We start from the raw sequence: 22,944 nt of genomic DNA on the forward strand, positions 1-22,944 counted from the left end.
GCTTCGACAGTATAAAGGCGTTGGAGTGCCGCAGCGCCCGTTACGGTTTATTTCGACTTGCCTTGGCTGGCCACCGCCGCGAGCGAGGCGGCAATCGCTTCCTGGTCGCCCAGGTAGTAATGGCGGATCGGCTTGAGGTTGGCGTCCAGCTCATACACAAGCGGCGTGCCGTTGGGAATGTTCAGACCGACGATGTCCGCGTCGGAAATGCCGTCCAGGTACTTCACCAGCGCGCGGATGCTGTTGCCGTGCGCGGCGATCACCACTCGCTTGCCGCTCTTGATGGCCGGTGCAATCGACTCTTCCCACAGCGGCATCACGCGTGCGACGGTGTCCTTCAGGCATTCGGTCAGGGGCACTTGCTCGCGCGTGAGGCCCGCATAACGCGGGTTGCCGAAGGCGTCGTTGTCGGCGCCGGGTTCGAGCGCGGGCGGCGGCGTGTCGTAGCTGCGGCGCCAGACGAGGACTTGCTCGTCGCCATATTGCGCGGCGGTTTCGGCCTTGTTCAGGCCCGACAGCGCGCCGTAGTGGCGCTCGTTCAGGCGCCATTCGTTGCGGGTCGGAATCCACATCAGGTCCATTTCATCCTGCACATGCCACAGCGTGCGGATCGCGCGCTTGAGCACCGAGGTGTAGGCCAGATCGAACGTGAAGCCGGCTTCGCGCAGTAGTTTGCCGCCTTGGCGGGCCTGGGCGACGCCCGTGTCGGTCAGGTCGACGTCGACCCAGCCGGTGAAACGGTTCTCCAGATTCCACGTCGATTCGCCGTGGCGGATGAGGACGAGCTTATGCATGACTGCCATGATGAGAAGTGAGAAAACCTGCGCGCGGCTTGCGGGGCGACGTGTCGTACGTCATCGTGCGGCCGCCGAAACCAGCTATTTTATAATGCCGCGGGCTTTGGGCCCCCGAACCGTTCGGCTGATGTTCGCCCATTAGACTTGCCCGACTCATCCCAGGAAACCGATACCGTGAAGTTCTTCGCCGATTACAACAACCTCGCACTGCTCGCTGTCGCCATCGTTTCGGGTCTGCTGCTGCTTTGGGCGCCCATCCAGCGCCGGATCGCGGGCGGTGGTGGCGCCAAGGTGAGTGCCCCAGTGGCCACCCAGCTCATCAACCGCCGCAACGCCGTGGTGGTGGATGTACGCGAAAGCGGCGAATACGCCGCCGGGCATCTGCCGCAAGCGAAGCACGCGCCGCTCGGCGAGCTGGAAGGAAAGGCATCGAGCCTTGCAAAGAACAAAGAGACCCCCATCATCCTCGTATGCCAGACCGGCCAGCGCGCTGGGCGGGCCCAAGCAGTCCTGAAGCAGGCCGGTTACAGTGAGGTGTATTCGCTTGAGGGCGGATTGGCCGCCTGGCAACAAGCCGGCCTTCCGGTTGTGAAATAAAGATACGAGGTTGAAGTTATGGCGCACGTGGTCATGTACAGCACCACCGTCTGCCCCTATTGCGTGGCAGCGGAACGACTCCTGAAGCAGCGCGGTGTCGAGCAGATCGAGAAGATCCTGATCGATCGCGAACCCGGCAAGCGCGAAGAGATGATGACGCGCACGAACCGCCGCACGGTTCCGCAGATTTATATCGACGAGCGCCACATCGGCGGCTTTGACGATCTGTCTGCGCTCGACCGCGAAGGTGGCCTGGTTCCGTTGCTGGCTGCCTGATCCGGCGGCTCTGTCCCGCGCCTGCGCACCGCACGAAAACGCCCGGCTCAGACCGGGCGTTGTACTTTTGGGCCGGCGCTCATAGCGGGCACCATTGGGTCATGTACCATACGCGTCTTGCGCGGCGGACGCTTCCGCCAAGCACTGACCACATTCCATTTGAAGGCGAGTCATGAGCGACCAGCAACAGCAGCAACCGGGCCAGGATGGCCAGCCGTTCTTCAACATCCAGCGCGTCTATCTGAAGGACTTGTCGCTGGAACAACCGAACTCGCCGCACATCTTCCTCGAGCAGGAACAGCCGTCCGTCGAAGTGCAGGTCGATGTGGCCGCTTCGCAGCTGGCCGAAGGCGTGTTTGAAGTGACCGTCATCGGTACCGTGACGACCAAGGTGCAAGAGAAGGTCGCCTTCCTGGTGGAAGCCAAGCAAGCGGGCATCTTCGATATCCGCAACGTGCCTGCCGAGCAGATGGACCCGCTGCTGGGCATCGCCTGCCCGACCATCGTGTACCCGTACCTGCGCTCGAACATTGCCGACACCATCGGCCGTGCCGGCTTCCAGCCGATCCACCTGGCCGAGATCAACTTCCAGGCGCTGTACGAACAACGCCTGGCCGCTGCCATGGAGCAGCAAGGCCAAGCCGGCGGTGCTGGTCTGGTGATGCCGGACGGCTCGCAGGCCACGCACTAAGTAGGAGGCGCACTGCGCCAAAGGCCCGCGCCAGCCGCACGCTTGCGCGGGCTTTTTTTTTGCCCGACCTGTTGCTCGACCTTTGCCTGACCGATGTTGAATACGCGCATGCGAATTTCCGTTTTGGGTGCCGGCGCCTGGGGTACTGCCCTGGCCAGCCACGCCGCGCAATCGCACGACGTCGTGCTGTGGGGGCGTGACGCGAACCTCGTCACGCAGATGGCCGCCACGCACATCAACGCGCCGTATTTGCCGGGCATGACGCTTCAGGCAGCGTTGCGTTTTTCTGCTGATTTGCAAGCCGCCCTCGATCATGCGGCGGGCGACGATGCGCTTGCCGTTATCGCTTCGCCTGTGGCCGGGCTTGCTGACCTGACCCGCACGATTGCGGCACACGGCGGCGTGCGCAACGTGATCTGGCTATGCAAGGGTTTCGACCCCGAGACCAGCGCACTGCCGCACGCCATCGTCGCCGATGTGCTGAAGGCGTCGGGCCGTACCGACCTTGCCGTCGGCGTGCTGTCGGGCCCGAGTTTCGCCAAGGAAGTCGCGCAGGGTCTGCCGTGCGCCATGACGGTCGCCTCCACCAGCGAGGCGCTATGCAAGCTCACGCAGCGTGGTTTTCACCATCACGCGATGCGCGTGTACGCCAGCGACGACCTCGTCGGCGTGGAAGTGGGCGGTGCCGTCAAGAACGTGCTGGCCATCGCGACAGGGGCCGCCGATGGCCTGGGCCTGGGGTTGAACGCGCGCGCCGCACTGGTGACGCGCGGGCTGGCCGAGATGACGCGCCTCGGCTTGGCGCTCGGCGGTCGACCCGAAACCTTCATGGGGCTGACCGGCATGGGCGATCTGCTGCTGACCGCCACCGGCGACCTGTCACGCAATCGCACGGTCGGGATGCAGCTCGCGCAGGGCCGCACCCTGGACGACATCCTCCACAGCCTTGGTCACGTTGCGGAGGGCGTGCGTTGTGCGCGGGCCGTGGCGGCGCTTGCGCGCGCCAAGGGCGTGGATATGCCGATTACCTTTACCGTCTGCGAAGTCCTGTTCGAAGGGCTTCCTGCTGCGAAAGCGGTCGAGCGTCTGCTGCAGCGCGACGCCAAATCCGAATCGGCACGCTAGCCACGCCGCAATCGGCCGGCGCGTCTGGATCAGGCGCCGCCCGCGAACCCGTTCTGCCGCCACGCTTCGAACACCACCACCGCCACCGTGTTCGATAGATTCAGGCTGCGGTTGTCCGGCCGCATCGGCAGGCGAATCCGCTGCGAAGCGGGAAACCACTCGCGCCGCTCTTCCGACAACCCGCGCGTTTCCGACCCGAACACGAACCAGTCGCCCGGCTGAAACGCCATGCTGGCAAACGGCGTCGAGCCGCGCGTCGTGAGCGCGAACATGCGCGCAGGATCGGGCTGCGCATCGCGCAGAAAGGCATCCCAATCGGCATGCACGCGCATCGTCGCGTACTCGTGGTAATCGAGGCCGGCGCGGCGCATGCGGGCATCTTCGAGCGGAAAACCCAGCGGTTCAATCAGATGCAGTTGCGCGCCCGTGTTGGCGCACAGGCGGATCACATTGCCGGTATTGGGCGGGATTTCGGGTTCGACAAGGACGACGTTGAACATGACCGGGCGGCAGGAGGAATTTCGGCGGCGAGCTTATCCACATTGGGAAGGGTTGTCACCCCGCCACAGCTTGGCACAGTTGGCGCGACACAATGTCGCATAAGCACGTGATCAAGGCGTGCGCAAGGCGACCACGTTCGTGACGCGGGTCGCGCCGGCGCGTTTGAGTTGTGTGGCGATCTCGCCGAGGGTCGTGCCGGTGGTCATCACGTCGTCGACGATGCCGATGTGACGCCCTGCGATGCGCGCCGGCTCGGCAACGACAAATGCGCCGTGGAGGTTGGCCAGCCGCTCGGCGCGATCCAGCGTGGCCTGCGCGACGTTATCGCGCACACGATGCAGGGCGCCGGCGTGGGCCGGAATGTCCAATCGGCGGGCGATCCGGCGGGCAATCTCCCACGCCTGGTTGTAGCCGCGCGAGCGCAGGCGGGCCGGTGACAGCGGCACTGGCAGCAACACGTCGGGCAAGTCGCCCCGCGCCGCCTCCAGTGCTTTAACCAATTGATCTGCCAGCCAATCTGCCAATGGCAATTGCGCCCGAAATTTCAATCCGGTGACGAGGTGATCGAGCGGCCAGGCGTAGTCGGCAATGACGACGGTCGCATCAAAGTCGGGCGCGCCGGCCAAACACGCGCGGCAATGCCGGGCGACGTGCCGGGCGTCCAGTGCAATGGCGCATTGGATGCAGCGCCGCCTGTACAGATGCGGGGCCAGGTCGCCCGTGCAGCCGTTGCACACCAAGTCGTCCTGGACCGCGCCGCAAAGCGCGCAGGCGCACGGCAGCAAATGGCGCAGTCCGGCCCGAAACCATGCCGATAACGTGTGTTTGTGCATGCAAAAAGCCGCTATCCAAGCCGATTTGCGGCTTCTGCGCTATCAGACGGCGCCTCAAACTGCGGGCCGGTATACTTGGCGACCGCAGTGTCCCGCCCCGCCTTGTCGATGTCCGATCCCGTCCTTGCTCGCCCTGCCGCCTTGCGGCGCGCCTTCGATCGCCGCGCCGCGCGTTTCGCCGACGTGGATTTTTTGCTGCGCGAAGTGGGCAGTCGCATGCAGGACCGGCTGTCCTACATCAAGGCCACGCCCGCTCGGGCCCTGGACCTGGGTTGCGGCCTGGGACAAGGCTTGGCGGTGCTGCGCGCGCAATATCCGGATGCGCAGATCTGCGGGGTGGACTGGTCGTCCGCCATGCTGGCGCAAGCGCAGAAACTCGATCCGCAACGCACCGACGCGGGGTGGCTCGGCAGGCTGCTGAAGAAGCGCCCGGTCTTTGATTTCGCCCAGGCGGATTTCCGAGCGCTGCCCTTTGCCGGCGCGTCGTTCGACCTGCTGTGGTCGAACCTGGCGCTGCACTGGGACCCGGCGCCGCACGCGATCTTTCCCGAATGGCACCGCATCACCACGGAAGGTGGTCTGCTGATGTTCAGCCTGTTCGGCCCCGACACCTTGCGCGAGCTGCGCAGCGCCCTGGCCGGCATCGACGCGGGCATCCATACGCTGCGCTTTGTCGACATGCATGACATTGGCGACATGCTGGTGCATAGCCGCTGGTCCACGCCTGTCATGGACATGGAGCAGATCACGATCACCTACGAAACGCCGCAGGCGTTGCTGGCCGATGTGCATTTGCTGGGTGGCATGGCTGGCTTGACGGACGACGCCGGCCGCAGTCTCGCGGGGGCCGGCCTGCACACGCCCCGCTGGCGCCAGCGACTATTCGACGCACTCGATGCGCAGCGCAATCCCGACGGTGTGATTCCGCTCACCTTCGAAATCGTTTACGGCCATGCCTGGAAGCTTGCGCCGACCCAGCGGCAGGCGCTGGACGACCAGGGACGGGCGATGATCCCGATCGATCAGATCGGTCGCAAACCGCGCGCCTGACGCGCTTTTAATGCGGCAACGGCATTGACTGCACCTTGTCAAGCCGGGACTTGCATAAAGGCGCTTTGCCTTGTTTGGGGTCAATCGCGGCCATATAATGCGCCAGTTTGTCGCAGCAGCAGTCCCCCAAAGGCCTATCCCGTTTTTGCCACGGGCGAACCGTTCGGGTATGCATCCGAGGCAGGAGTGGTTCAATGCACGACATTGAAACCGCGCTCCACCCAGCATGCGGCGCCTCCACCATCTCGGAATCGCCGCGCGAGAACTGGCTCATGAAGCGAAACTGCTCGCTTTCAACCCGCCAGATTGGCTGGTTCACCCCCTTGGTCGTCATTCCCCCGTTCGTCATCGCTTGGTTTTCTGCTTGGCAAGGCGCGTTTGGTGCTGCCTGATGCGGGGCTGGAGGTCGCGATTCTCGGATGGGCATTGCTGTACTATGCCCGCCACGCCTCCGATTACGGGCACGTCTGGCTGGAGAAGACGGCGCGCTCGCAGTCCAGCAGGTGAGCGTCTGGTGGCGCAAGCTTGTGGACGAGCTTTCCCGGTGTTTGAGACACGGGCAACCAACCCAGGTCTCATGAGCCGCGCACCGGGGCAGAGTGGAATCTGTCAATTGGGTAGATAAAAAATGAAAATGTTGAATAAGACATTGGCAAGTTTGCTGGCGGCAGGCTCACTCCTCGCCCTCAGTCAAACGGCCCTGGCAGTGGAAGACATGCCGGGCGGCCCCGCAGTGCGGCAGCTCAATCTCGCGCCCCCGGTCACCAAGATCGCTGCCGAGATCCATTGGCTGCACTGGATGATGCTGATCATCTGTATCGTGATCTTCATCGGTGTTTTCGGGGTGATGTTCTACTCCATTTTCAAGCACCGTAAGTCGGTCGGCCACAAGCCTGCGACGTTCCACGAAAGCACCACGGTTGAAATCATCTGGACCATCGTGCCGTTCCTGATCGTGATCGGGATGGCGCTGCCGGCTACCAAGGCCGTGGTCGCCATGAAGGACACCACCAATTCCGACCTCACCATCAAGGCCACCGGCTACCAGTGGAAGTGGGGTTACGACTACCTGAAGGGCGAAGGCGAGGGCATCTCGTTCCTCTCCACGCTGACCACGCCCCGCGACCAGATCAACAACCAGGCGCCCAAGAGCACCACGTACCTGATCGAAGTCGACAACGAGCTGGTCGTGCCGGTCAACCGCAAGGTGCGCATCGTCACCACTGCCAACGACGTGATCCACTCGTGGATGATCCCGGCGTTTGGCGTGAAGCAGGATGCGATTCCGGGCTTCGTGCGCGACGCATGGTTCAAGGCAGAGAAGGTCGGCGTCTATCGCGGCCAGTGCGCTGAACTGTGCGGCAAGGAACACGCCTTCATGCCGATCGTTGTACGCGTGCTCTCGCAGGATGACTACACCAAGTGGGTCGACGGCAAGAAGAAGGAAATGGCCGCCAAGGCCGATGACCCGAACAAGACCTACACGCTGGACGAGCTGAAGTCGCGCGGCGAGAAGGTCTATACCGCCAACTGCGCGGTCTGCCACCAGCCGAACGGCAAGGGCGGTGGCCCGTTCCCGGCGTTGGATGGCTCGAAGATCGCCAATGGCCCGCTGGCCGACCACGTTGGCATCGTGCTGCACGGCAAGGGCGCGATGCCGCCCTGGGCTTCGGCGCTGAACGATGTCGAAATCGCTGCCGTCGTCACTTACGAGCGCAATAACTGGGGCAACCATACCGGTGACCTGCTGCAGCCGACGCAAGTGAAGGATGCGCGCGGCGGCAAGATGCCCGAAGGCGGGGCCGCCAAGACTGCTGCAACTGAATCCGCCGGTAAGGTGGCGTCCAAACAAGCGAATGCGGCCGAAGACCGCAACGCTGGCTGATTGATCGTCTGCGTGACGAACCGAACCTAGGAGTTCCTCGATGAGCACCGCTGTTACGCACCCGCAAGATCACGCGCACGGTCATGGAGACGACCACGCGCACGACCATCCGCACGGCTGGCGCCGTTGGCTGTTCGCGACCAACCATAAGGACATCGGTACGCTGTACCTGCTGTTCTCTTTCATGATGCTGCTCTCGGGCGGCACGCTGGCCTTGCTGATCCGCCTTGAGCTGTTCCAGCCCGGCCTGCAGTTCTTCCATCCGGAGCTGTTCAACCAGTTCACCACGCTGCACGGCCTGATCATGGTGTTCGGCGCCATCATGCCGGCCTTCGTGGGCTTCGCGAACTGGATGATCCCGCTGCAGGTGGGGGCCTCCGATATGGCCTTCGCGCGGATGAACAACTTCAGCTTCTGGCTGCTGCCGCCAGCGGCACTGCTGCTGGTGGGCTCGTTCTTCGCACCGGGCGGTGCCACGGCTGCCGGCTGGACGCTCTACGCGCCGCTGTCGGTCCAGATGGGCCCGGGCATGGACATGGCGATCTTCGCAGTCCACATCATGGGCGCATCGTCGATCATGGGCGCGATCAACATCATCGTGACCATCCTGAACATGCGCGCGCCCGGCATGACGCTGATGAAGATGCCGATGTTCTGCTGGACGTGGCTGATCACGGCGTACCTGCTGATCGCCGTGATGCCGGTGCTGGCAGGCGCGATCACCATGGTACTGACCGACCGCCACTTCGGCACGAGCTTCTTCTCGGCAGCCGGCGGCGGCGACCCGGTGATGTACCAGCACATCTTCTGGTTCTTCGGGCACCCCGAGGTGTACATCATGATCTTGCCGGCGTTCGGTATCGTCAGCCAGATCGTGCCGGCCTTCGCGCGCAAGCCGCTGTTCGGCTACAGCTCGATGGTGTACGCCACGGCGTCGATCGCCATCCTGTCGTTCATCGTGTGGGCGCACCACATGTTCACGACGGGCATGCCTGTGACGGGCCAGCTGTTCTTCATGTACGCGACGATGCTGATCGCGGTGCCGACCGGCGTCAAGATCTTCAACTGGGTGGCCACGATGTGGCGCGGCTCGATGACGTTCGAGACGCCGATGCTGTTCGCGATCGGTTTCATCTTCGTGTTCACGGTGGGCGGCTTCACGGGCCTGATCCTGGCCGTGGCCCCGATCGACATCCAGCTGCAGGACACCTACTACGTGGTGGCGCACTTCCACTACGTTCTGGTGGCCGGTTCGCTGTTCGCGCTGTTCGCGGGCTTCTACTACTGGGGCCCGAAGTGGTCGGGCTACATGTACAGCGAAACGCGCGGCAAGATCCACTTCTGGGGTTCGATGATCACCTTCAACCTCACGTTCTTCCCGATGCACTTCCTGGGCCTGGCGGGCATGCCGCGCCGCTATGCGGATTACCCGCAGCAGTTCGCCGATTTCAACGCGATCGCGTCGATTGGCGCGCTGGGTTTCGGCCTGATGCAGGTGTATTTCTTCTTCTTCGTGGTGCTGCCGTCGTACCGCGGTGGCGAGAAGGCCGCCGACAAGCCGTGGGATGGCGCGGAAGGCCTGGAGTGGACCGTGCCGTCGCCGGCGCCGTTCCACACCTTTGAAGAACCGCCGCTCGTGAAGTAATGCAGGTGTCGCGGGGCAGGCGAGTGCCGGCCCCGCGGTCCTCCGGACAACGATGTCGAATCCAGAAAAAAGCCCATCGCCCGAGCAACGCGCAGCCAACCGTCGCCTGGGGTTCATCCTTGGCACGATCGCGTTGGTCTTCTTTCTGGGTGTGATTTTCAAGCGCGTGGTGTTCGGCGGCTAGCCGGGCAAGCGATGCGCTGGTCGCTGAACCGAGATTTCGCGAGACCTCTATGAGCCAGACACCGGCGCAGCCGGATCCGACCCAAAACGACAAAGCGCTGGAGCGCGGCCTGAACCGCTCGATGCTCGGCAAGCTGGCCGTCGTGGTCGTGATCATGTTTGGCTTCGGCTACGCGATGGTGCCGTTGTACAAAAAGATCTGCGAGATCACGAACATCAACGTGCTCAACACGCGCGATGAAGACGGCGGCGCGCTGCGCAACTCGCAGGTCGACAAGACGCGCACGATCACGGTGGAATTCGATTCGAACAGCCAGGGGCCGTTCCGCTTCCGCCCGGTCAAGAACAGCATGGATGTACACCCGGGCGAGATCAGCCAGATCGTCTACGAGGTGGTGAACAAGGAGGGGCGTACGGTGGAGGCCCAGGCCATCCCGAGTTACGCGCCCAAGCAGGCAACCGAGTTCTTCAAGAAGATCGAGTGTTTCTGTTTCAAGCAGCAGACGCTGACGGCCAACGAATCGCGCGAGATGCCGGTGGTGTTTGTGATTGATCCGGATCTTCCCAAGGACGTGAAGACGATCACCTTGTCCTACACTTTCTTTGAAATCCACGCGCCGTCGGTCATTGCGCCGGCGATGCCGAACAAGGGAACCTGAGGACATGGACGAACTGAAGGAAGCGACCAAGCGACGCGCATCATTCGCACAGACGATGAAGGCGGTGTTCTGGTCCTTCTTCGGTGTGCGCAAAGGCCGCGATCACGATCGTGACATGGCGCAGTTGAATCCGGTGCACGTGATCATCGCGGGCGTTCTGGCGGCGGTCATGTTTGTCGTTGTGCTGTTGCTGCTCGTGCGAGCCGTGGTCGGTTGACGGTTGAGAAGGTTGAGGAGACGGCCCTGCAGCGCGGGCCGGGCAACATCGAGTGGATTCTTAAAAAAATAGAGCTGGAGAAAAAGAGATGAGTGCGAATCGAGCAAACGCTCCGTACTACTTCGTGCCCGGGCCGTCGCGGCATCCGATTTCGGCAAGCCTCGGCCTGCTGATCGTGCTGCTGAGTTCTGCGGCATGGGTGAATGCGCAGCCCTGGGCCCCCTGGACATTCCTGGTCGGCCTGCTGTGGTTCCTCTTTGTGCTGCGCGCGTGGTTTGCCGACGCCATCTCCGAATCCGAGACGGGCAAGTACGGCGACCGCGTGGATGCCTCGTTCCGCTGGTCGATGAGCTGGTTCATCTTCTCGGAAGTGATGTTCTTCGCGGCGTTCTTCGGCGCGCTGTTCTATGCCCGTACGATCGCCATGCCGTGGCTGGGCGATCTGAACAACAAGCTGCTGTGGCCCGACTTCAACGCGATGTGGCCGAACGCAGGTCCGGCCGGCACGGTCTCGCCGTTCACGACGATGGGCCCATGGCCGATCCCGACGATCAACACGGCGCTGCTGCTGACCTCCGGTGTAACGCTCACGTGGGCGCACCATGCGCTGCGTGAGGGCAAGCGTGCCCAGGTCATCCAGGGCCTGCTGCTGACGATCCTCCTGGGCTTCACGTTCATGGGCTTCCAGGCGTTCGAATACATCCACGCCTATCACGAACTGAACCTGAAGCTGACCTCGGGCATCTACGGTTCGACGTTCTTCCTGCTGACGGGCTTCCACGGCTTCCACGTGACCATGGGCGCCATCATGCTGTCGGTCGTGCTGGGGCGTGTGATCAAGGGCCACTTCACGCCGGAGCATCACTTCGCATTCGAAGGCGCTGCGTGGTACTGGCACTTTGTGGACGTGGTGTGGCTGGGCCTGTACGTGGTGGTGTACTGGCTGTAAGACAGCATCGGATCGGGGCGGCGCAGCGTCGCTCCATGACCTGGCCAACGGCCGGCGAAGACAATGCCGCAGACGGGACACCGCTGCGGCGTTTTCGCTTTTCTGGACTGACTGATCTGACGTGGGCTATTGGCCGAAGCGGATGCCGGTACTGTGAATCCATCCCAGCCGGTTCGCGACGAGGATGAAGATGAACAGCGCGATCGAGAAACCGACGCGGAACATCAACGAGCGAACGGTGCGGTTGCTGTGGCCCTTGTCGCGCATCAGGAAGAACAGCGCGGAGGCAAGGCTGCCGAGGATCAGCAGAAACGCAATGGCAACAACGATGCGCATGGAGGGCTGCCGGTTGGGCAATAACGGGTTGGAAATGACTGCCGAGCATTATCGCACCGGGGCTGTGCGATGACCGTGCGCGTGCCGATGCGCCAGTGGTTTGCGCCTGTGCCGATGTTGGCGGGCGTGGCGCTGATCGCGCTGACGTGCGCGCTCGGGCGTTGGCAGCTTTCGCGTGCGCACGAGCGCATCGAGCGCCAGGCCCGCATCATGGCGCTGGAAAACGCACCCGCCCAGCGCATCACCGCGCAGCCCGTGACAGCAGAGTCGGTGATTTACCGGCCGGTGCTGCTGCGTGGAACGTTCGACGTGGCGCACACGGTGCTGCTCGAGAACCGTCCGCACGTCACCAACGACGTATCGCGCCCGGGTTTCGAGGTGCTCATCCCGCTGAGGCTGGAAGGCGCCGGCGGGCGCGCCGTGTTGGTCGACCGGGGCTGGTTGCCGCGCGACCCGGCCGACCGCACGCGCATCGCGCCGTACACCACGCCGGCGGGCGAAGTGCAGGTTGAGGGGATGGCGGTGCCGCATGCTAGCCGGGTCTTCAGTCTGGGCGGCAAGGACGGCGCTGATGAAGTCGGCCAGCGACTTAGGCAGAATATCGACCTCGACGCTTTCTCGCGCGAAATCGGCGTGCCGCTCCAACCGTTCGTGGTGCAGCAGCAATCCGACGTGGAGGACGGCCTGTTGCGCGATTGGCCACGCGCAGACCTGGGCGCTGAGCGCAATTACGGCTACGCATTCCAATGGTTTGCGATGGCGGCGGCGGTGCTCGGGCTGATGGTCTTCTACAGCGTGCGGCGTTATCGCCGCTTGGTGGGCTCCTCCGAGCCCGCCTGAACACGAACTCGCGTTGCGGCTTAGTGCCGCAGCGGAATGGATTGGGAATCACATGGTGAATCAGGAATCCGCACCCGGCGCGCCGGGCACACTCGGGGCGTCCGAAGACCCGCGCATCGACGCGCGCACGCGCCGGGGCCGCTGGATGATGCTGTTGCTGCTGCTGGTGTGTGCCTCTCCGGTGATCGCGTCGTACCTCGCGTATTACGTGTTCACCCCGGCCGGTGGCAAGGCGGCGTATGGCGCGCTGGTCGATCCGCAGCGCCCCATCCCGAGCGGCCTGATGGTGCAGGACGAGCACGGCGCTGAAGTGCCGCTCGCCAGCCTCAAGGGCAAATGGCTGATGGTGTCGGTGGATGGCAGCGCCTGCGACGACAACTGCGCGCGCAAGCTGTTCACCATGCGCCAACTGCGCATCGGCCAAGGCCCGGACCGCGACCGCATCGTCCCCGTCTGGCTGGTGACCGACCGCGGTGAAATCGACCCGCGCCTCATCAAGGCCTACAACGACGATTACGGTGCCGTGCGCTTCCTGCGCGCCCCCGACCTGCCGAAGAACTGGCTTGCCGACGGCAAGACGCCGCCGACGGACCACCTCTTCCTCGTCGATCCGCTTGGCAACCTGATGATGCAGTTCCCGAAAGATCCGGACCCGAAGAAGGTGCGTGGAGACATGACGCGGCTCTTGAAGTATTCGCGCATCGGATAAGCCATGCTGCTGCAACTTGCTTCCATCGGCATCCTGATCGCGCTGATCCCGCTGTGCTACGTGCTGGTCAAGGGGGATCGCAACAAGTACCGCAAGCTGGTGTGGATCACCGCTTTCGTCACGCTCGACCTGATCATGTTCGGCAGCTTCACGCGTCTGACGGATTCAGGCCTCGGTTGCCCGGATTGGCCGGGCTGCTACGGCACCTCCAACCCGTTCCACGCCCGTGACGACATCCATGCCGCACAGGCCGCCATGCCGAGTGGCCCCGTCACGTGGATGAAGGCGTGGATCGAGATGACGCACCGCTACTTCGCGCTCGCGCTGGGCGTGCTGATCATCACGCTGGTGGTGCTGGCATGGGTCAAGCGCAAGGAGCTGAAGCAATCGCCTTGGTATGCGACGGCCGTGCTGGCGCTGGTGTGTGTGCAGGGTGCCTTTGGCGCGTGGACGGTCACGCTGAAGCTGCAGCCGGCCATCGTGGTGACGCACTTGCTGCTCGGCATGTCGTTGCTGGCCGCGCTGATCTGGCTCGGCTGCAAGAACGACGTGCCGCGTATGGTGGATGAGCGTGGTGCCTCGTTGCGCATGGCGGCGGCCATCGGGCTCGCGCTGCTCGTCGTGCAGATTGCGCTGGGCGGCTGGGTCAGCACGAACTACGCTGTGCTCGCCTGTACCGATTTCCCGCTGTGCAACGGCCAGTGGGTGCCGCCGATGGACTTTGCACACGGCTTCACGTTCTGGCGCCAACTTGGCAAGACTGCCGGCGGCGATTTCATCTCGCACGACGCGCTGGTTGCCATCCATTGGACGCACCGCGTGTTTGCGGTCGTCGTCCTGAGCTATCTGGCATGGCTCGGCGTGCGCGCACGTCGCATCGACGGTATTGGCCGTGTCGCGACGGTGCTGCTCGTCGTGCTGGCCGTGCAATTGGCGACCGGGCTGTCGAACATCGTGCTGGGGTGGCCGCTGCTGGCCGCCGTGGCGCACAACGGCGGCGCGGCCGTGCTCCTGTTGCTGATGGTGCGTCTGCATTACCTGATCGGGCTCGCGCAAGCGCGGGCGCCGATGCCTGTGGCGGCTGCCGTCGTCTGAATGCCGTCTGAACGTTTTTTATGAATACCGTGGCAACCCCAACAACTTCCACCCAACTTCCTGGCTGGCGAACGACCTCATCGCAGTATGCGGCGCTGACCAAGCCGCGCGTCACGCAGCTTGCCGTGTTCTGCGCCGTGATCGGCATGTTCCTGGCCACGCCGGGCATGGTGCCGTGGCCGGTGCTGATCGGCGGCGCGGTTGGCATCTGGCTGTTTGCCGGCGCTGCCTTCGCCATCAACTGCCTGGTCGAGCGCAAGATCGACGCGATGATGCGCCGTACGGCCTGGCGCCCGTCGGCCAGCGGCGAGCTGGGCACGCGGCAGATCCTGGTGTTCTCGGTGGTGCTCGGCGGTGCAGGCATGTGGACGCTGCACGTGTTCGCCAACGACCTGACGATGTGGCTGACGTTCGCCACCTTCATCGGTTACGCGATCATCTACACGCTGCTGCTCAAGCCGGCCACACCGCAGAACATCGTGATCGGCGGTCTCTCGGGGGCGATGCCGCCGGCGCTGGGCTGGGCGGCCGTCGCCAACAGCGTGCCGGCCGAGGCGTGGATCCTGGTGCTGATCATCTTTACCTGGACGCCGCCGCACTTCTGGGCGCTCGCGCTATATCGCCGCGCCGACTACGCCAAGTCGGGCCTGCCGATGCTGCCGATCACCCACGGCGAGAAATACACGCTGCTGCACATCCTGCTGTACACGCTCATCATGATTGCCGCGACCATCCTGCCGTTCGTCTACGGCATGAGCGGCTACATCTACCTGGTGACCGCGCTGGTGCTGGGCTTCGGCTTCCTCTCGTATGCGTGGCGCATGTACCGCAAGTATTCCGACGCGCTGGCGCAGAAGACTTTCCGCTACTCGATCATCTACCTGTCGATCCTGTTTGCCGCGCTGCTGGTTGATCACTACTTCAAGTTCGGCCCGGCGCTTACGCAAAGCGCGGCGCTGTGACGCGCAGGCGCGCCAGCATGCATGTGCCGTTGGCGTTACGCTAGGCGGTCTGCTTCCAACACGATGACCATGCTTTCTTTCCGACACCTCCGCGCCGCGCTGTTCGCCATGCTGGCCGTCGCCGTGCTGGCGCTCGCAGCGTGCAGCGACAAGCCCGCCTTCAAGAACCTCGACATCACCGGCTCCAAGAGCTTCGGCACCGATTTCTCGCTGACCGACCACACCGGCAAGCGCCGCACGCTGGAAGATTTCCGCGGCAAGGTCGTCGTCATGTTCTTCGGTTACACGCATTGCCCCGATGTCTGCCCGACCACGCTGGCTGAGCTGCGCGCCGTGATGGATACCCTCGGCAAAGACGCCGACCGCGTCCAGGTCCTGTTCGTCACCGTCGACCCGGAGCGCGATACGCAAGACCTGCTGGCCAAGTACGTGCCCGCGTTCGATCCGCGCTTCATCGGCCTGCGTCCGGCCAACGAGACTGAATTGAAGAAGGTCGCGTCCGACTTCAAGGTGTTCTACAACAAGGTGCCGGGCAGCTCGCCCGACAACTACACCATGGATCACACCGCCGGCAGCTACATGTTCGATCCGAAGGGCAACCTGCGCCTGTTCATCAAGCACGGCCAGGGCCCGGAGCCGATCGCACACGACATCAAGCAACTGCTGGCCGACTGATCTTCCGCCAGCCCCAAAAGAAAAAGCCCGCCGATCCTGGCGGGCTTTTCATTGCAAGGAACGCAGCTTAGGCGAAAGCCTGCAGCGCGCCCTTCATCTTCTTCATCGCAGCCGATTCGATCTGGCGAATGCGCTCGGCCGACACGCCAAACTCGTCTGCCAGTTCGTGCAGCGTCGAGCCGCCCGATCCGTCGTCGTTCACGTTCAGCCAGCGGGCCTCGATGATGCGGCGGCTGCGATCGTCAAGCTTGGCCAGAGCGGCTTCGATGCCCTCGCTTTGCATGCGGTCGTTGCTACGCGCTTCGATCACGCGGGTCGGCTCGTTGTGCGTATCGGCCAGGTAGGCGATCGGGGCGAACGACTCCTCGCCGTCGTCCAACTGGCCTTCCAGCGCAATGTCGCCGCCCGACAGGCGCGTTTCCATCTCGCGCACTTCCGTGCCCTTGACGTTGAGTTCGGCCGCCACGGCGTCGATTTCGTCCGACGTGAAGGTCGCCTGCGCATCCTGCTTGTGGCTGCGCAGGTTGAAGAACAGCTTGCGCTGCGCCTTGGTGGTGGCCACCTTGACCATGCGCCAGTTCTTCAGGATGTACTCGTGCATCTCGGCCTTGATCCAGTGCATCGCGTACGAGACGAGACGCACGCCCTGATCCGGGTCGAAGCGCTTGACGGCCTTCATCAGGCCGATGTTGCCTTCCTGGATCAGGTCGGCGTGCGGCAGGCCGTAGCCCAGGTAGCCACGTGCAATCGACACGACCAGGCGCAGGTGCGAGAGCACCAGACGGCGGGCGGCATCGAGATTGTCGTTGTCGCGATATTCGCGGGCCAGGCGTTGTTCTTCTTCAGCCGACAGCATTGGCACACGGTTGACGCTCTGGATATAGGCGTCGATGTTGCCCAGGTTGCCGGGGAACGCCAGCGCCCATCCATTACCGGCGTTGCCGGACGGCTGGGTGGCGATTGCGGAAACGGTATTCACGGGGATGACTGCGTTCACTCAGGACTCCTGTCGAAATCCAGTGGAGGTTTGGAAAGGCATCTTAGCACTCCGACCGGAAGAGTGCTAATAGGACATTTTTGCCTGCTTGATAGTTCCCGTAAATCAGGCGATTTGCCTTGATAGTGTGATGTTTGCGCCGCAGCAATATAGGCGGCGCACCCAGTCATAGACCGTCGCTCACGGCATCGGTTCTCGGCTAGGCCGCAGTGTTACGGCCGCGAGACTTGGCCCAATAAAGTGCGCGATCGGCTTCCCGTAGAGCGGCGTCGGGCTCACGGACCTCAGGGCCGGGGCACGCCACGCCGATGCTCGTGGTGACGTGCAGGATCGTGTCGCCGGGCAGGATGATGGGCGGGCGGATTGCACCGACGATCTTCTGGGCGGTGTGCAGCGCATCATCCGGGGCGTCGATGGGGTCCAGCAGGATGATGAATTCGTCACCTGCGAGGCGCGCGACAGTGTCGGTGCGACGCACGGCCCGCTGGAGGCGGCGTGCGACCTCCACCAGCACGGCATCGCCGGCGGCGTGGCCGTAGGTGTCGTTGATGTGCTTGAAGTGGTCGACGTCCAGGTACAGCACGCCCAGCGGGGCAGGCAGCCGCTGACGGCGCTCCAGCGCGGCGCGCAGGCGCTCGTAGAGTTCGTAGCGGTTGGGCAGGCCGGTGAGGGCGTCAAAGCGCGCCATGCGCGAAAGCTCCATCTCGCTGCGCTTGGCTTCGGTCACGTCCTGCACAAAGGCATAGAAGCCGCAGCGGCCGTCCTGCGCTTCGCCGGCATCGGGGACGAGCTGGCCCCGGAAGTGTCGCGTGCGGCTGCGCAGGCCGCTGGCAGACGGTTTTTCGTACCACGGCGCGGTGATCTCGAACTGGACCGATTCCCCGCGCTGGGCGCGCGCGAGATACGGTGCGAGCAGGGCGTACGTGCCGGGCGTGAAGACGCGTTCCGGCGTCTGGCCGCAGACGTCCTCCGGGGTGCGCTGCAGCCAACGTGCGTGCGTGACGTTGCAGAAGGTGAAGACGCCGTCTGGGTTGATGTGCGAGACCAGCAGCGGCGCGTTGTCGAGCACCAGCTTGAGCGCGCGTTCACTGCGCGCCAGGGCCAGCTCGGCGGCGGTGCGGGCCGTCAGATCCTGCAGCACCGAGAAATAGCCCCGCAGCGTGCCGCGATCGTCGTAGTCAGGAAAGTAATGACCGCTCAGGTAGCGGGGCACGCCGGTGCGCATCGACTGGATCTCGAACTGCACCGGGTACCCGGCCAGCACCTCCGTCATGTAGGGCAGCAGCGCGCGATAGTCCTCAGGGGCATAGATGTCGCGCACGTGGCGGTCGAGCATCTCGTCTTCGCGGCGGCCGAAGGCTTCGAGCAGAGTGCGGCTGGCAAAGCGGACGATGCCGTCGGGGTCGACATAGCTGAGCTGCGCCGGCACGTTGTCGGCCACGAGGCGCAGTTGTTCGCGGCTGGCGCGCAGGGCGTCCCGGCGGCGCTCGAGGCTTTCGTTGGCCGTGCGCAGCGCGCGTTCGGACGCGGCCAGCCGGTTGGCAAACGGACGCACCGTCAGGCGGATGACCAGCACGCTGCCGATCATCAGGCACAGCATGAAGGCGGCGAGTCGCTCGAACTGCACGCGCATCGGGGCGTACAGCTCGGCGCAGGCGATCTTGCTGATCAGCGCCAGGCCCGTGTGGCCGATCGGCGTGTAGCTGAACGACGTCGGCATGCCGTGGATGTCCTGCCACTGGCCGTAGCCTGCCTCGCCGGCAAGCGCCAGGCGCGACGGCAGCGGCTGGCGGTCGAGCGTCAGTGCCGGCAGCTCGAACACGTACGCATCGAAGCGCTGCGGAAACGACATGGCGCGGCCGCGCGCATCAACGCCTGACATCGCGAGCGTTTCGGTCTTTCCGATGCCGCGTTCGTTGGCGTAGCGTGCGGTCATGTGGGCGAGCGGTTGCTCGGCGACCAGCCAGCCGATCTGCATGCCGTCTGTCAGGACGGGCGTTTCCGTGCGCATGGCAAATCCGTGTACCCATTGCAGCGTGACGCGCTCGGGCGCGAGGCCGGCGTGCAGCGGAATCGACAGCTCGGGCTTGGGCGTTTGCGTGCCGAGACTGACGATGCCCTCGCCCGCGAGCGTACGCAGTTGCAGGTACGAGTAGCCCTGTTCGCGATAGGCCTGCAGCGCGCTCTCGCTGCGCAGGCGCGCTGCGTTGTCGGCCGGATGCCGCAGCACGTCCTGGATGTGCGTGGCGGCGGCCACCAGCCGCGGGCTCTCCGCGCGCATGGCCAGCAGCTGATCGAACTCTTCTGCGTAGCTGGAGAGCGCCCGTGCGCGCGTGATGCCGAACGTCTGGCTGACGCTGTCGACCTGGATGATGAACGCCGTGATGGTGGCGCCCAGGCCCGCAAGGACCACGCAGCCGCCGCTGATCCAGACGATGGTGTCTTCCGGCGACAGCTGCAGGCGCAGCAGGCCCGGATACCGGACCATGGCGACGCACAGCACGCCCGTCACCACCAGCAGCGTGCAGATGGCGGCGACGTCCGAGGCGCGCCAGACCAACCATATCGGGTACAGATATTCGAGCGCCATGGCGCGGCCCAGCAGGTCGCCAGCGCAGAGCAGCATTGCCATGGCGACCAGGCCCCAGAACCACCGCGCGCGGTGCGGTTTGCGCAACGTCGGCACAAGGCTGAGGGCCGTCGCCGATGCGGCCATCGCCAGCGCGTGGCTTGGGTGCATGCCGCCGATCCATCCGGTCACCCACTGGCGGTCCAGCCATGTGTGCACGCCCCGAAAATCCAGCCCGATCGGCCAGCCGGTGATCATCTCCGCTATCCGCAGCGTGGACAGCAGGGCCACCACGCCGCCGAGCCCCCGGCCCACCGGATCCGCCCAGCGCACATTCGGCCGTACCGTGCCGACAAGCAGCGCCGTCAGCCCCGCGCCAAGCAGGGTCAGGTTGATGCCGGTGGCAAACACGATCAGCAGCCGATCGGTGCCGACCTTCACTGCCCACGGCCAATGCCGCAGCCAGCCGACCATCACGGTCAGCCCGACAAGGACGAGGAGAAAGCCGATGCCGCCGGCTAGGGCGACAAGCGGCCGGCGAGGAACCATGCAGGTAACGCGTAAGCGGGGCGGTTTCTGGGCGGATGTCTTCTAACCGGAAGATCGGCGGAAAACCGCGCCGCTTGAGCGTTTCCACCCAAATGGGTGGACAGAATTGTCATGTCTGCAATGTCGCGTGATCGCGGCGTTGTTCAATGCGATGCACGCGGCACTTTGCGTCGGCTCCCGTGGCGTCACGCAAGTTGGCTACACTGCCCAGACATTGCCGAAACCGTTACAGGAGCCGTCATGACGATCGTCGTCAGCAAGGACACCGAAGGCCTTTTCCGCCACAAGGTGACGTTTCCCGAAGGCGTCACTTATACCGATGTGCCCAAGCCGACAGGCGAAGGCAGCGCGCCCGACCCCCACGCCTACTTTGACGCGGCCCTGGCCAGCTGCAAGGCGCTGACCGTCACGCTGTATGCGCGCCAGCGCAAGTACCCGCTCGATTCCATCGACGTGGCCGTCGAGCACGACGGCACCCAGGAGCGCCAGGGCCGCTACAGGCTGCGCACGGTGCTGACCCTGCACGGCGACCTGAGCGACGAGCAGCGCGCCGACCTGCTGCGCGTGGCCGGCAAATGCCCCATTCACAAGCTGATGACGGAAGTCGAGATCAGCGTCGACACCGAGCTGGCCGAGCGCGCCTGAGGAGCTTTCCACCATGACGTCCATTCAGCACATCATCGGCCCGCACGTGCGGGATCTCGGCGGTTTCTCGGTCAAGCGCGTGCTGCCCTCGGCCGCGCGGCAGACGGTCGGGCCGTTCATCTTCTTCGACCACATGGGCCCCGTGGATTTCGCGCCGGGCGAGGGCATCGACGTGCGCCCGCACCCGCACATCGGGCTGGCCACCGTCACGTACCTGTTTGACGGCAGCATGGTCCATCGCGACAGCCTCGGCAGCGTGCAGACCATCACGCCCGGCGACGTGAACTGGATGACGGCCGGCAACGGCATCGTCCACTCCGAGCGTTCCTCGCCGGAAGGGCGCGAAAAGGGCGCGCGCGTGCACGGCATCCAGACCTGGGTGGCGCTGCCGAAGGATCAGGAAAAGGTGGACGCCAGCTTCGCCCATCACGCGGCCGACACGCTGCCCAAGCTGGAATGCCCCGGTGTGCAGGGCGTTGTCATTGCGGGGGATGCGTTTGGGCTGACGTCGCCGGTGAAGGTGAGTTCGCGCACGCTGTATGTGGCGCTGGAACTGGCCGCCGGTGCATCGCTGGTGATTCCGCCCGAGCATGCAGACCGCGGCCTGTATCTGGTCGAGGGCGCCGTCACCATCGACGGCGAGGCGCTCGACCCGCACCACCTTGCCGTGCTGGAACCCGGCGGCGACGTGACGCTCACCGCCCAGGTGTCGTCGCGCGTGATGCTGCTGGGCGGTGACCCGACCGACGGCCACCGCCACATCTACTGGAACTTCGTCGCCAGCGACAAGGCCGACATTGAAGACGCCAAGCAGCGCTGGGAGGCCGACGCCTTCGCCCACGTGCCCGGCGAAACGGAGCGCATTCCGCTGCCGTCCAAGTAAGACCGGCGATCGCTCAGGCAGCCTGCGCCGGTCGTGCACAGCGCACGATCGCGCGGACCTGCTTGGCGATCGGCTCCGGCACCGGCTGCTTGCCGTCGAGCACCGCTTCAATCCAGCGCGCCGTCGCCGCCACGTCCGTTCCCGCGGGCAGCTCAGGCGGTGCGTCGCTCGAACCTTCCACCGTTTCGATCACCGTTTCATGCGCGCCGTCGTGCAGCCACTCCACCGCGCTGCCGCGCCGCGCATCGGCCACCGCCTCGCCCTCGGTGCCGCGTGCCAGCAGCACATTGGCCGGGTGGCGCAGAAAGTAATCGGTGAGCGTGTCGCGGTATTCCGGGTGCGTGTAGCTGACCAGCCGTAACGCCTCGTGCGGCGCGTGCCCGCCAATGGGCTGCAGCATCTTCACCACCGTGTGGGCCGAATTGCGCAGGCCGACGATCTCGCGCTTGTCCAGCAACGATGTCAGCTGCGGAGAGAGCACGTCGATCGGCACGAACGCCAGTCGATCGCGTTCCAGGCGCTGACGTGCGTCGTCCATGTGTTCGCAGACCGGCCAGCCGAGCGCTTCGAACAACGCCGCCGTGGTGATGCGGCCGTCGAAGCGGCGGATGCCATGCACCAGCACGGGCACACCTTCGCGCGCCAGCAGCTTGGCCAGCAGCGGCACGAGGTTCGGCTGGCGGCGGGCGCCGTTGTAGCTCGGGATGACGACCGGCAGCGAATGTTCGGGCGTGTCCGGCGCCGGCAGCGGCCGGCAATGCGCATGCGTGGCCTCCAGCATGCCGTCGAGTTCTTCCGGCGTCTCGCCCTTGATGCGATAGGCCATGAGGATGGCGCCGAGCTGCACGTCGGAGATGCGGCCTTCCAGCATGGCGGTGAAGAGCGCACGGGCGTCGTGCTTGACCAGGGCGCGGGCGCCGTCTGCGCCGCGGCCGATTTCCTTGATGAACCGGGCGGCGGGGAAGGGGCCGTTAGCGAAGGCGTCTTCAGTGGCGGTGGCGGGGAGGATGGGGGGAGCGGGCATCAGGATGTGGCGGGGGTGTTTGCTTGGGTTTGATCATAGCGCTGGGGTTTGCGCTGGCGCTAGCGTGGGACGTGGGATGTTCTTTGATGGTGGTGAATTCCTTGTTTCAGCCCCTGCCGGGGCTGAGTCACTTTCTTTGTCTTGCCCAAAGAAAGTAACCAAAGAAAGGCGCGCCCGAGATGGCGACCCCTTCCTTGAATTTGTGTAACCGGGCGGAGACGGGGAAAACTCGCTTCGCTCAGACAGTTCCCC

General features: G+C 64.5%; 27 protein-coding genes. 20 read left to right on the forward strand and 7 right to left on the reverse strand.

Annotated features, from left to right (window positions below; translation table 11 throughout):
• Positions 1-47 precede the first annotated feature (47 nt).
• Complete coding sequence (gene gpmA, locus R2676_RS13425; RefSeq protein ID WP_024542061.1) at positions 48-794, reverse strand: 2,3-diphosphoglycerate-dependent phosphoglycerate mutase; 747 nt, start codon at positions 792-794, stop codon at positions 48-50.
• A 177-nt stretch (positions 795-971) separates the two neighbouring features.
• Here gpmA and R2676_RS13430 point away from each other — a divergent pair, with 177 nt between their 5' ends.
• The 4 genes from R2676_RS13430 (at position 972) to R2676_RS13445 (ending at position 3,486) form a co-directional block, all read left to right on the forward strand.
• Positions 972-1,394 carry a rhodanese-like domain-containing protein gene (locus R2676_RS13430; RefSeq protein ID WP_206272398.1) on the forward strand — a complete coding sequence of 141 codons (423 nt, stop codon included), beginning with the start codon at positions 972-974 and terminating at the stop codon, positions 1,392-1,394.
• 18 nt (positions 1,395-1,412) lie between these two features.
• Complete coding sequence (gene grxC, locus R2676_RS13435; RefSeq protein WP_004633497.1) at positions 1,413-1,670, forward strand: glutaredoxin 3; 258 nt, start codon at positions 1,413-1,415, stop codon at positions 1,668-1,670.
• Between the two features lie 172 nt (positions 1,671-1,842).
• Positions 1,843-2,361 (forward strand): protein-export chaperone SecB, encoded by a 519-nt coding sequence (gene secB, locus R2676_RS13440; RefSeq protein ID WP_027678352.1) that lies wholly within the window; start codon positions 1,843-1,845, stop codon positions 2,359-2,361.
• 108 nt (positions 2,362-2,469) lie between these two features.
• Positions 2,470-3,486, forward strand: coding sequence for an NAD(P)H-dependent glycerol-3-phosphate dehydrogenase (locus R2676_RS13445; RefSeq protein ID WP_206272388.1), 1,017 nt, complete (start codon positions 2,470-2,472; stop codon positions 3,484-3,486).
• A 29-nt stretch (positions 3,487-3,515) separates the two neighbouring features.
• On the opposite strand, the gene trmL is transcribed toward R2676_RS13445, so the two are convergent.
• Positions 3,516-3,986 carry a tRNA (uridine(34)/cytosine(34)/5-carboxymethylaminomethyluridine(34)-2'-O)-methyltransferase TrmL gene (gene trmL / locus R2676_RS13450; RefSeq protein WP_027678350.1) on the reverse strand — a complete coding sequence of 157 codons (471 nt, stop codon included), beginning with the start codon at positions 3,984-3,986 and terminating at the stop codon, positions 3,516-3,518.
• Positions 3,987-4,097: 111 nt separating this feature from the next.
• The gene (locus R2676_RS13455) at positions 4,098-4,820 is read right to left on the reverse strand and encodes a phosphoribosyltransferase family protein (protein ID WP_206272387.1); all 723 of its coding nucleotides are present in this window, start codon (positions 4,818-4,820) and stop codon (positions 4,098-4,100) included.
• Positions 4,821-4,928: 108 nt separating this feature from the next.
• On the opposite strand from R2676_RS13455, the gene R2676_RS13460 reads away from it, so the two are divergent.
• From R2676_RS13460 to R2676_RS13500, 9 genes are all read left to right on the forward strand, one after another.
• A complete protein-coding gene (locus R2676_RS13460) occupies positions 4,929-5,870 on the forward strand; it encodes a methyltransferase domain-containing protein (RefSeq protein WP_206272397.1) in 942 nt (313 codons plus the stop codon).
• 194 nt (positions 5,871-6,064) lie between these two features.
• Complete coding sequence (locus R2676_RS13465) at positions 6,065-6,262, forward strand: hypothetical protein (RefSeq protein WP_027678347.1); 198 nt, start codon at positions 6,065-6,067, stop codon at positions 6,260-6,262.
• Positions 6,252-6,377 (forward strand): hypothetical protein, encoded by a 126-nt coding sequence (locus R2676_RS13470; protein ID WP_316857292.1) that lies wholly within the window; start codon positions 6,252-6,254, stop codon positions 6,375-6,377. The genes R2676_RS13465 and R2676_RS13470 overlap by 11 nt, the downstream gene beginning before the upstream one ends.
• Before the next feature lie 121 nt (positions 6,378-6,498).
• Positions 6,499-7,755 carry a cytochrome c oxidase subunit II gene (gene coxB, locus R2676_RS13475; protein ID WP_027678346.1) on the forward strand — a complete coding sequence of 419 codons (1,257 nt, stop codon included), beginning with the start codon at positions 6,499-6,501 and terminating at the stop codon, positions 7,753-7,755.
• A gap of 40 nt (positions 7,756-7,795) precedes the next feature.
• On the forward strand, positions 7,796-9,400 hold the full coding sequence (ctaD, locus tag R2676_RS13480) for a cytochrome c oxidase subunit I (RefSeq protein WP_027678345.1): 1,605 nt from the start codon (positions 7,796-7,798) through the stop codon (positions 9,398-9,400).
• Between the two features lie 52 nt (positions 9,401-9,452).
• On the forward strand, positions 9,453-9,584 hold the full coding sequence (locus R2676_RS13485; protein ID WP_316857268.1) for a cytochrome oxidase small assembly protein: 132 nt from the start codon (positions 9,453-9,455) through the stop codon (positions 9,582-9,584).
• Between the two features lie 49 nt (positions 9,585-9,633).
• A complete protein-coding gene (locus R2676_RS13490) occupies positions 9,634-10,242 on the forward strand; it encodes a cytochrome c oxidase assembly protein (protein WP_027678344.1) in 609 nt (202 codons plus the stop codon).
• Positions 10,243-10,246: 4 nt separating this feature from the next.
• On the forward strand, positions 10,247-10,459 hold the full coding sequence (locus tag R2676_RS13495; RefSeq protein ID WP_206272386.1) for a DUF2970 domain-containing protein: 213 nt from the start codon (positions 10,247-10,249) through the stop codon (positions 10,457-10,459).
• Between the two features lie 88 nt (positions 10,460-10,547).
• The gene (locus tag R2676_RS13500) at positions 10,548-11,408 is read left to right on the forward strand and encodes a cytochrome c oxidase subunit 3 (RefSeq protein ID WP_206272385.1); all 861 of its coding nucleotides are present in this window, start codon (positions 10,548-10,550) and stop codon (positions 11,406-11,408) included.
• A 126-nt stretch (positions 11,409-11,534) separates the two neighbouring features.
• Here the strand turns inward: R2676_RS13500 and R2676_RS13505 are convergent, their stop codons facing one another.
• Positions 11,535-11,744, reverse strand: a complete 210-nt coding sequence (locus R2676_RS13505; RefSeq protein WP_024976747.1) for a twin transmembrane helix small protein — start codon at positions 11,742-11,744, stop codon at positions 11,535-11,537.
• A 69-nt stretch (positions 11,745-11,813) separates the two neighbouring features.
• On the opposite strand from R2676_RS13505, the gene R2676_RS13510 reads away from it, so the two are divergent.
• The 5 genes from R2676_RS13510 (at position 11,814) to R2676_RS13530 (ending at position 16,025) form a co-directional block, all read left to right on the forward strand.
• On the forward strand, positions 11,814-12,584 hold the full coding sequence (locus R2676_RS13510) for an SURF1 family protein (protein WP_206272384.1): 771 nt from the start codon (positions 11,814-11,816) through the stop codon (positions 12,582-12,584).
• Between the two features lie 52 nt (positions 12,585-12,636).
• Positions 12,637-13,293, forward strand: a complete 657-nt coding sequence (locus tag R2676_RS13515) for an SCO family protein (RefSeq protein WP_206272383.1) — start codon at positions 12,637-12,639, stop codon at positions 13,291-13,293.
• A gap of 3 nt (positions 13,294-13,296) precedes the next feature.
• Entirely contained in the window at positions 13,297-14,388 is a 1,092-nt protein-coding gene (locus tag R2676_RS13520; protein ID WP_206272382.1) for a COX15/CtaA family protein, read from the forward strand.
• 20 nt (positions 14,389-14,408) lie between these two features.
• Complete coding sequence (gene cyoE, locus R2676_RS13525) at positions 14,409-15,350, forward strand: heme o synthase (protein ID WP_206272381.1); 942 nt, start codon at positions 14,409-14,411, stop codon at positions 15,348-15,350.
• A gap of 69 nt (positions 15,351-15,419) precedes the next feature.
• Positions 15,420-16,025, forward strand: coding sequence for an SCO family protein (locus tag R2676_RS13530; protein WP_206272380.1), 606 nt, complete (start codon positions 15,420-15,422; stop codon positions 16,023-16,025).
• 67 nt (positions 16,026-16,092) lie between these two features.
• On the opposite strand, the gene rpoH is transcribed toward R2676_RS13530, so the two are convergent.
• Both rpoH and R2676_RS13540 read right to left on the reverse strand, forming a co-directional pair.
• Positions 16,093-16,986, reverse strand: a complete 894-nt coding sequence (gene rpoH / locus R2676_RS13535) for an RNA polymerase sigma factor RpoH (protein ID WP_410482496.1) — start codon at positions 16,984-16,986, stop codon at positions 16,093-16,095.
• Positions 16,987-17,221: 235 nt separating this feature from the next.
• Positions 17,222-20,140, reverse strand: coding sequence for a diguanylate cyclase domain-containing protein (locus R2676_RS13540; protein WP_206272378.1), 2,919 nt, complete (start codon positions 20,138-20,140; stop codon positions 17,222-17,224).
• Positions 20,141-20,380: 240 nt separating this feature from the next.
• Here R2676_RS13540 and R2676_RS13545 point away from each other — a divergent pair, with 240 nt between their 5' ends.
• Both R2676_RS13545 and R2676_RS13550 read left to right on the forward strand, forming a co-directional pair.
• Positions 20,381-20,785: an OsmC family protein gene (locus tag R2676_RS13545; protein WP_206272377.1), complete on the forward strand. Its 405-nt coding sequence runs from the start codon at positions 20,381-20,383 to the stop codon at positions 20,783-20,785.
• A gap of 13 nt (positions 20,786-20,798) precedes the next feature.
• A complete protein-coding gene (locus R2676_RS13550; RefSeq protein WP_102064433.1) occupies positions 20,799-21,668 on the forward strand; it encodes a pirin family protein in 870 nt (289 codons plus the stop codon).
• A 13-nt stretch (positions 21,669-21,681) separates the two neighbouring features.
• Here R2676_RS13550 and ybiB read toward each other — a convergent pair whose 3' ends face one another.
• Positions 21,682-22,692: a DNA-binding protein YbiB gene (ybiB, locus tag R2676_RS13555; protein WP_206272376.1), complete on the reverse strand. Its 1,011-nt coding sequence runs from the start codon at positions 22,690-22,692 to the stop codon at positions 21,682-21,684.
• Between the last annotated feature and the right edge of the window lie 252 nt (positions 22,693-22,944).

Origin of the sequence: Ralstonia flatus (assembly GCF_958439105.1) — a bacterium.
Classification (GTDB): Bacteria; Pseudomonadota; Gammaproteobacteria; order Burkholderiales; family Burkholderiaceae; genus Ralstonia; species Ralstonia flatus.

Excerpts from the sequence above, each read along its gene's own strand:
- gpmA (WP_024542061.1), bottom strand. The coding sequence starts at position 794 with ATGCATAAGCTCGTCCTCATCCGCCACGGCGAATCGACGTGGAATCTG.
- grxC (WP_004633497.1), top strand. The coding sequence starts at position 1,413 with ATGGCGCACGTGGTCATGTACAGCACCACCGTCTGCCCCTATTGCGTG.
- secB (WP_027678352.1), top strand. The coding sequence starts at position 1,843 with ATGAGCGACCAGCAACAGCAGCAACCGGGCCAGGATGGCCAGCCGTTC.
- R2676_RS13445 (WP_206272388.1), top strand. The coding sequence starts at position 2,470 with ATGCGAATTTCCGTTTTGGGTGCCGGCGCCTGGGGTACTGCCCTGGCC.
- trmL (WP_027678350.1), bottom strand. The coding sequence starts at position 3,986 with ATGTTCAACGTCGTCCTTGTCGAACCCGAAATCCCGCCCAATACCGGC.
- R2676_RS13455 (WP_206272387.1), bottom strand. The coding sequence starts at position 4,820 with ATGCACAAACACACGTTATCGGCATGGTTTCGGGCCGGACTGCGCCAT.
- R2676_RS13460 (WP_206272397.1), top strand. The coding sequence starts at position 4,929 with ATGTCCGATCCCGTCCTTGCTCGCCCTGCCGCCTTGCGGCGCGCCTTC.
- R2676_RS13465 (WP_027678347.1), top strand. The coding sequence starts at position 6,065 with ATGCACGACATTGAAACCGCGCTCCACCCAGCATGCGGCGCCTCCACC.
- coxB (WP_027678346.1), top strand. The coding sequence starts at position 6,499 with ATGAAAATGTTGAATAAGACATTGGCAAGTTTGCTGGCGGCAGGCTCA.
- ctaD (WP_027678345.1), top strand. The coding sequence starts at position 7,796 with ATGAGCACCGCTGTTACGCACCCGCAAGATCACGCGCACGGTCATGGA.
- R2676_RS13485 (WP_316857268.1), top strand. The coding sequence starts at position 9,453 with ATGTCGAATCCAGAAAAAAGCCCATCGCCCGAGCAACGCGCAGCCAAC.
- R2676_RS13490 (WP_027678344.1), top strand. The coding sequence starts at position 9,634 with ATGAGCCAGACACCGGCGCAGCCGGATCCGACCCAAAACGACAAAGCG.
- R2676_RS13495 (WP_206272386.1), top strand. The coding sequence starts at position 10,247 with ATGGACGAACTGAAGGAAGCGACCAAGCGACGCGCATCATTCGCACAG.
- R2676_RS13500 (WP_206272385.1), top strand. The coding sequence starts at position 10,548 with ATGAGTGCGAATCGAGCAAACGCTCCGTACTACTTCGTGCCCGGGCCG.
- R2676_RS13505 (WP_024976747.1), bottom strand. The coding sequence starts at position 11,744 with ATGCGCATCGTTGTTGCCATTGCGTTTCTGCTGATCCTCGGCAGCCTT.
- R2676_RS13510 (WP_206272384.1), top strand. The coding sequence starts at position 11,814 with ATGACCGTGCGCGTGCCGATGCGCCAGTGGTTTGCGCCTGTGCCGATG.
- R2676_RS13515 (WP_206272383.1), top strand. The coding sequence starts at position 12,637 with ATGGTGAATCAGGAATCCGCACCCGGCGCGCCGGGCACACTCGGGGCG.
- R2676_RS13520 (WP_206272382.1), top strand. The coding sequence starts at position 13,297 with ATGCTGCTGCAACTTGCTTCCATCGGCATCCTGATCGCGCTGATCCCG.
- cyoE (WP_206272381.1), top strand. The coding sequence starts at position 14,409 with ATGAATACCGTGGCAACCCCAACAACTTCCACCCAACTTCCTGGCTGG.
- R2676_RS13530 (WP_206272380.1), top strand. The coding sequence starts at position 15,420 with ATGCTTTCTTTCCGACACCTCCGCGCCGCGCTGTTCGCCATGCTGGCC.
- R2676_RS13540 (WP_206272378.1), bottom strand. The coding sequence starts at position 20,140 with ATGGTTCCTCGCCGGCCGCTTGTCGCCCTAGCCGGCGGCATCGGCTTT.
- R2676_RS13545 (WP_206272377.1), top strand. The coding sequence starts at position 20,381 with ATGACGATCGTCGTCAGCAAGGACACCGAAGGCCTTTTCCGCCACAAG.
- R2676_RS13550 (WP_102064433.1), top strand. The coding sequence starts at position 20,799 with ATGACGTCCATTCAGCACATCATCGGCCCGCACGTGCGGGATCTCGGC.
- ybiB (WP_206272376.1), bottom strand. The coding sequence starts at position 22,692 with ATGCCCGCTCCCCCCATCCTCCCCGCCACCGCCACTGAAGACGCCTTC.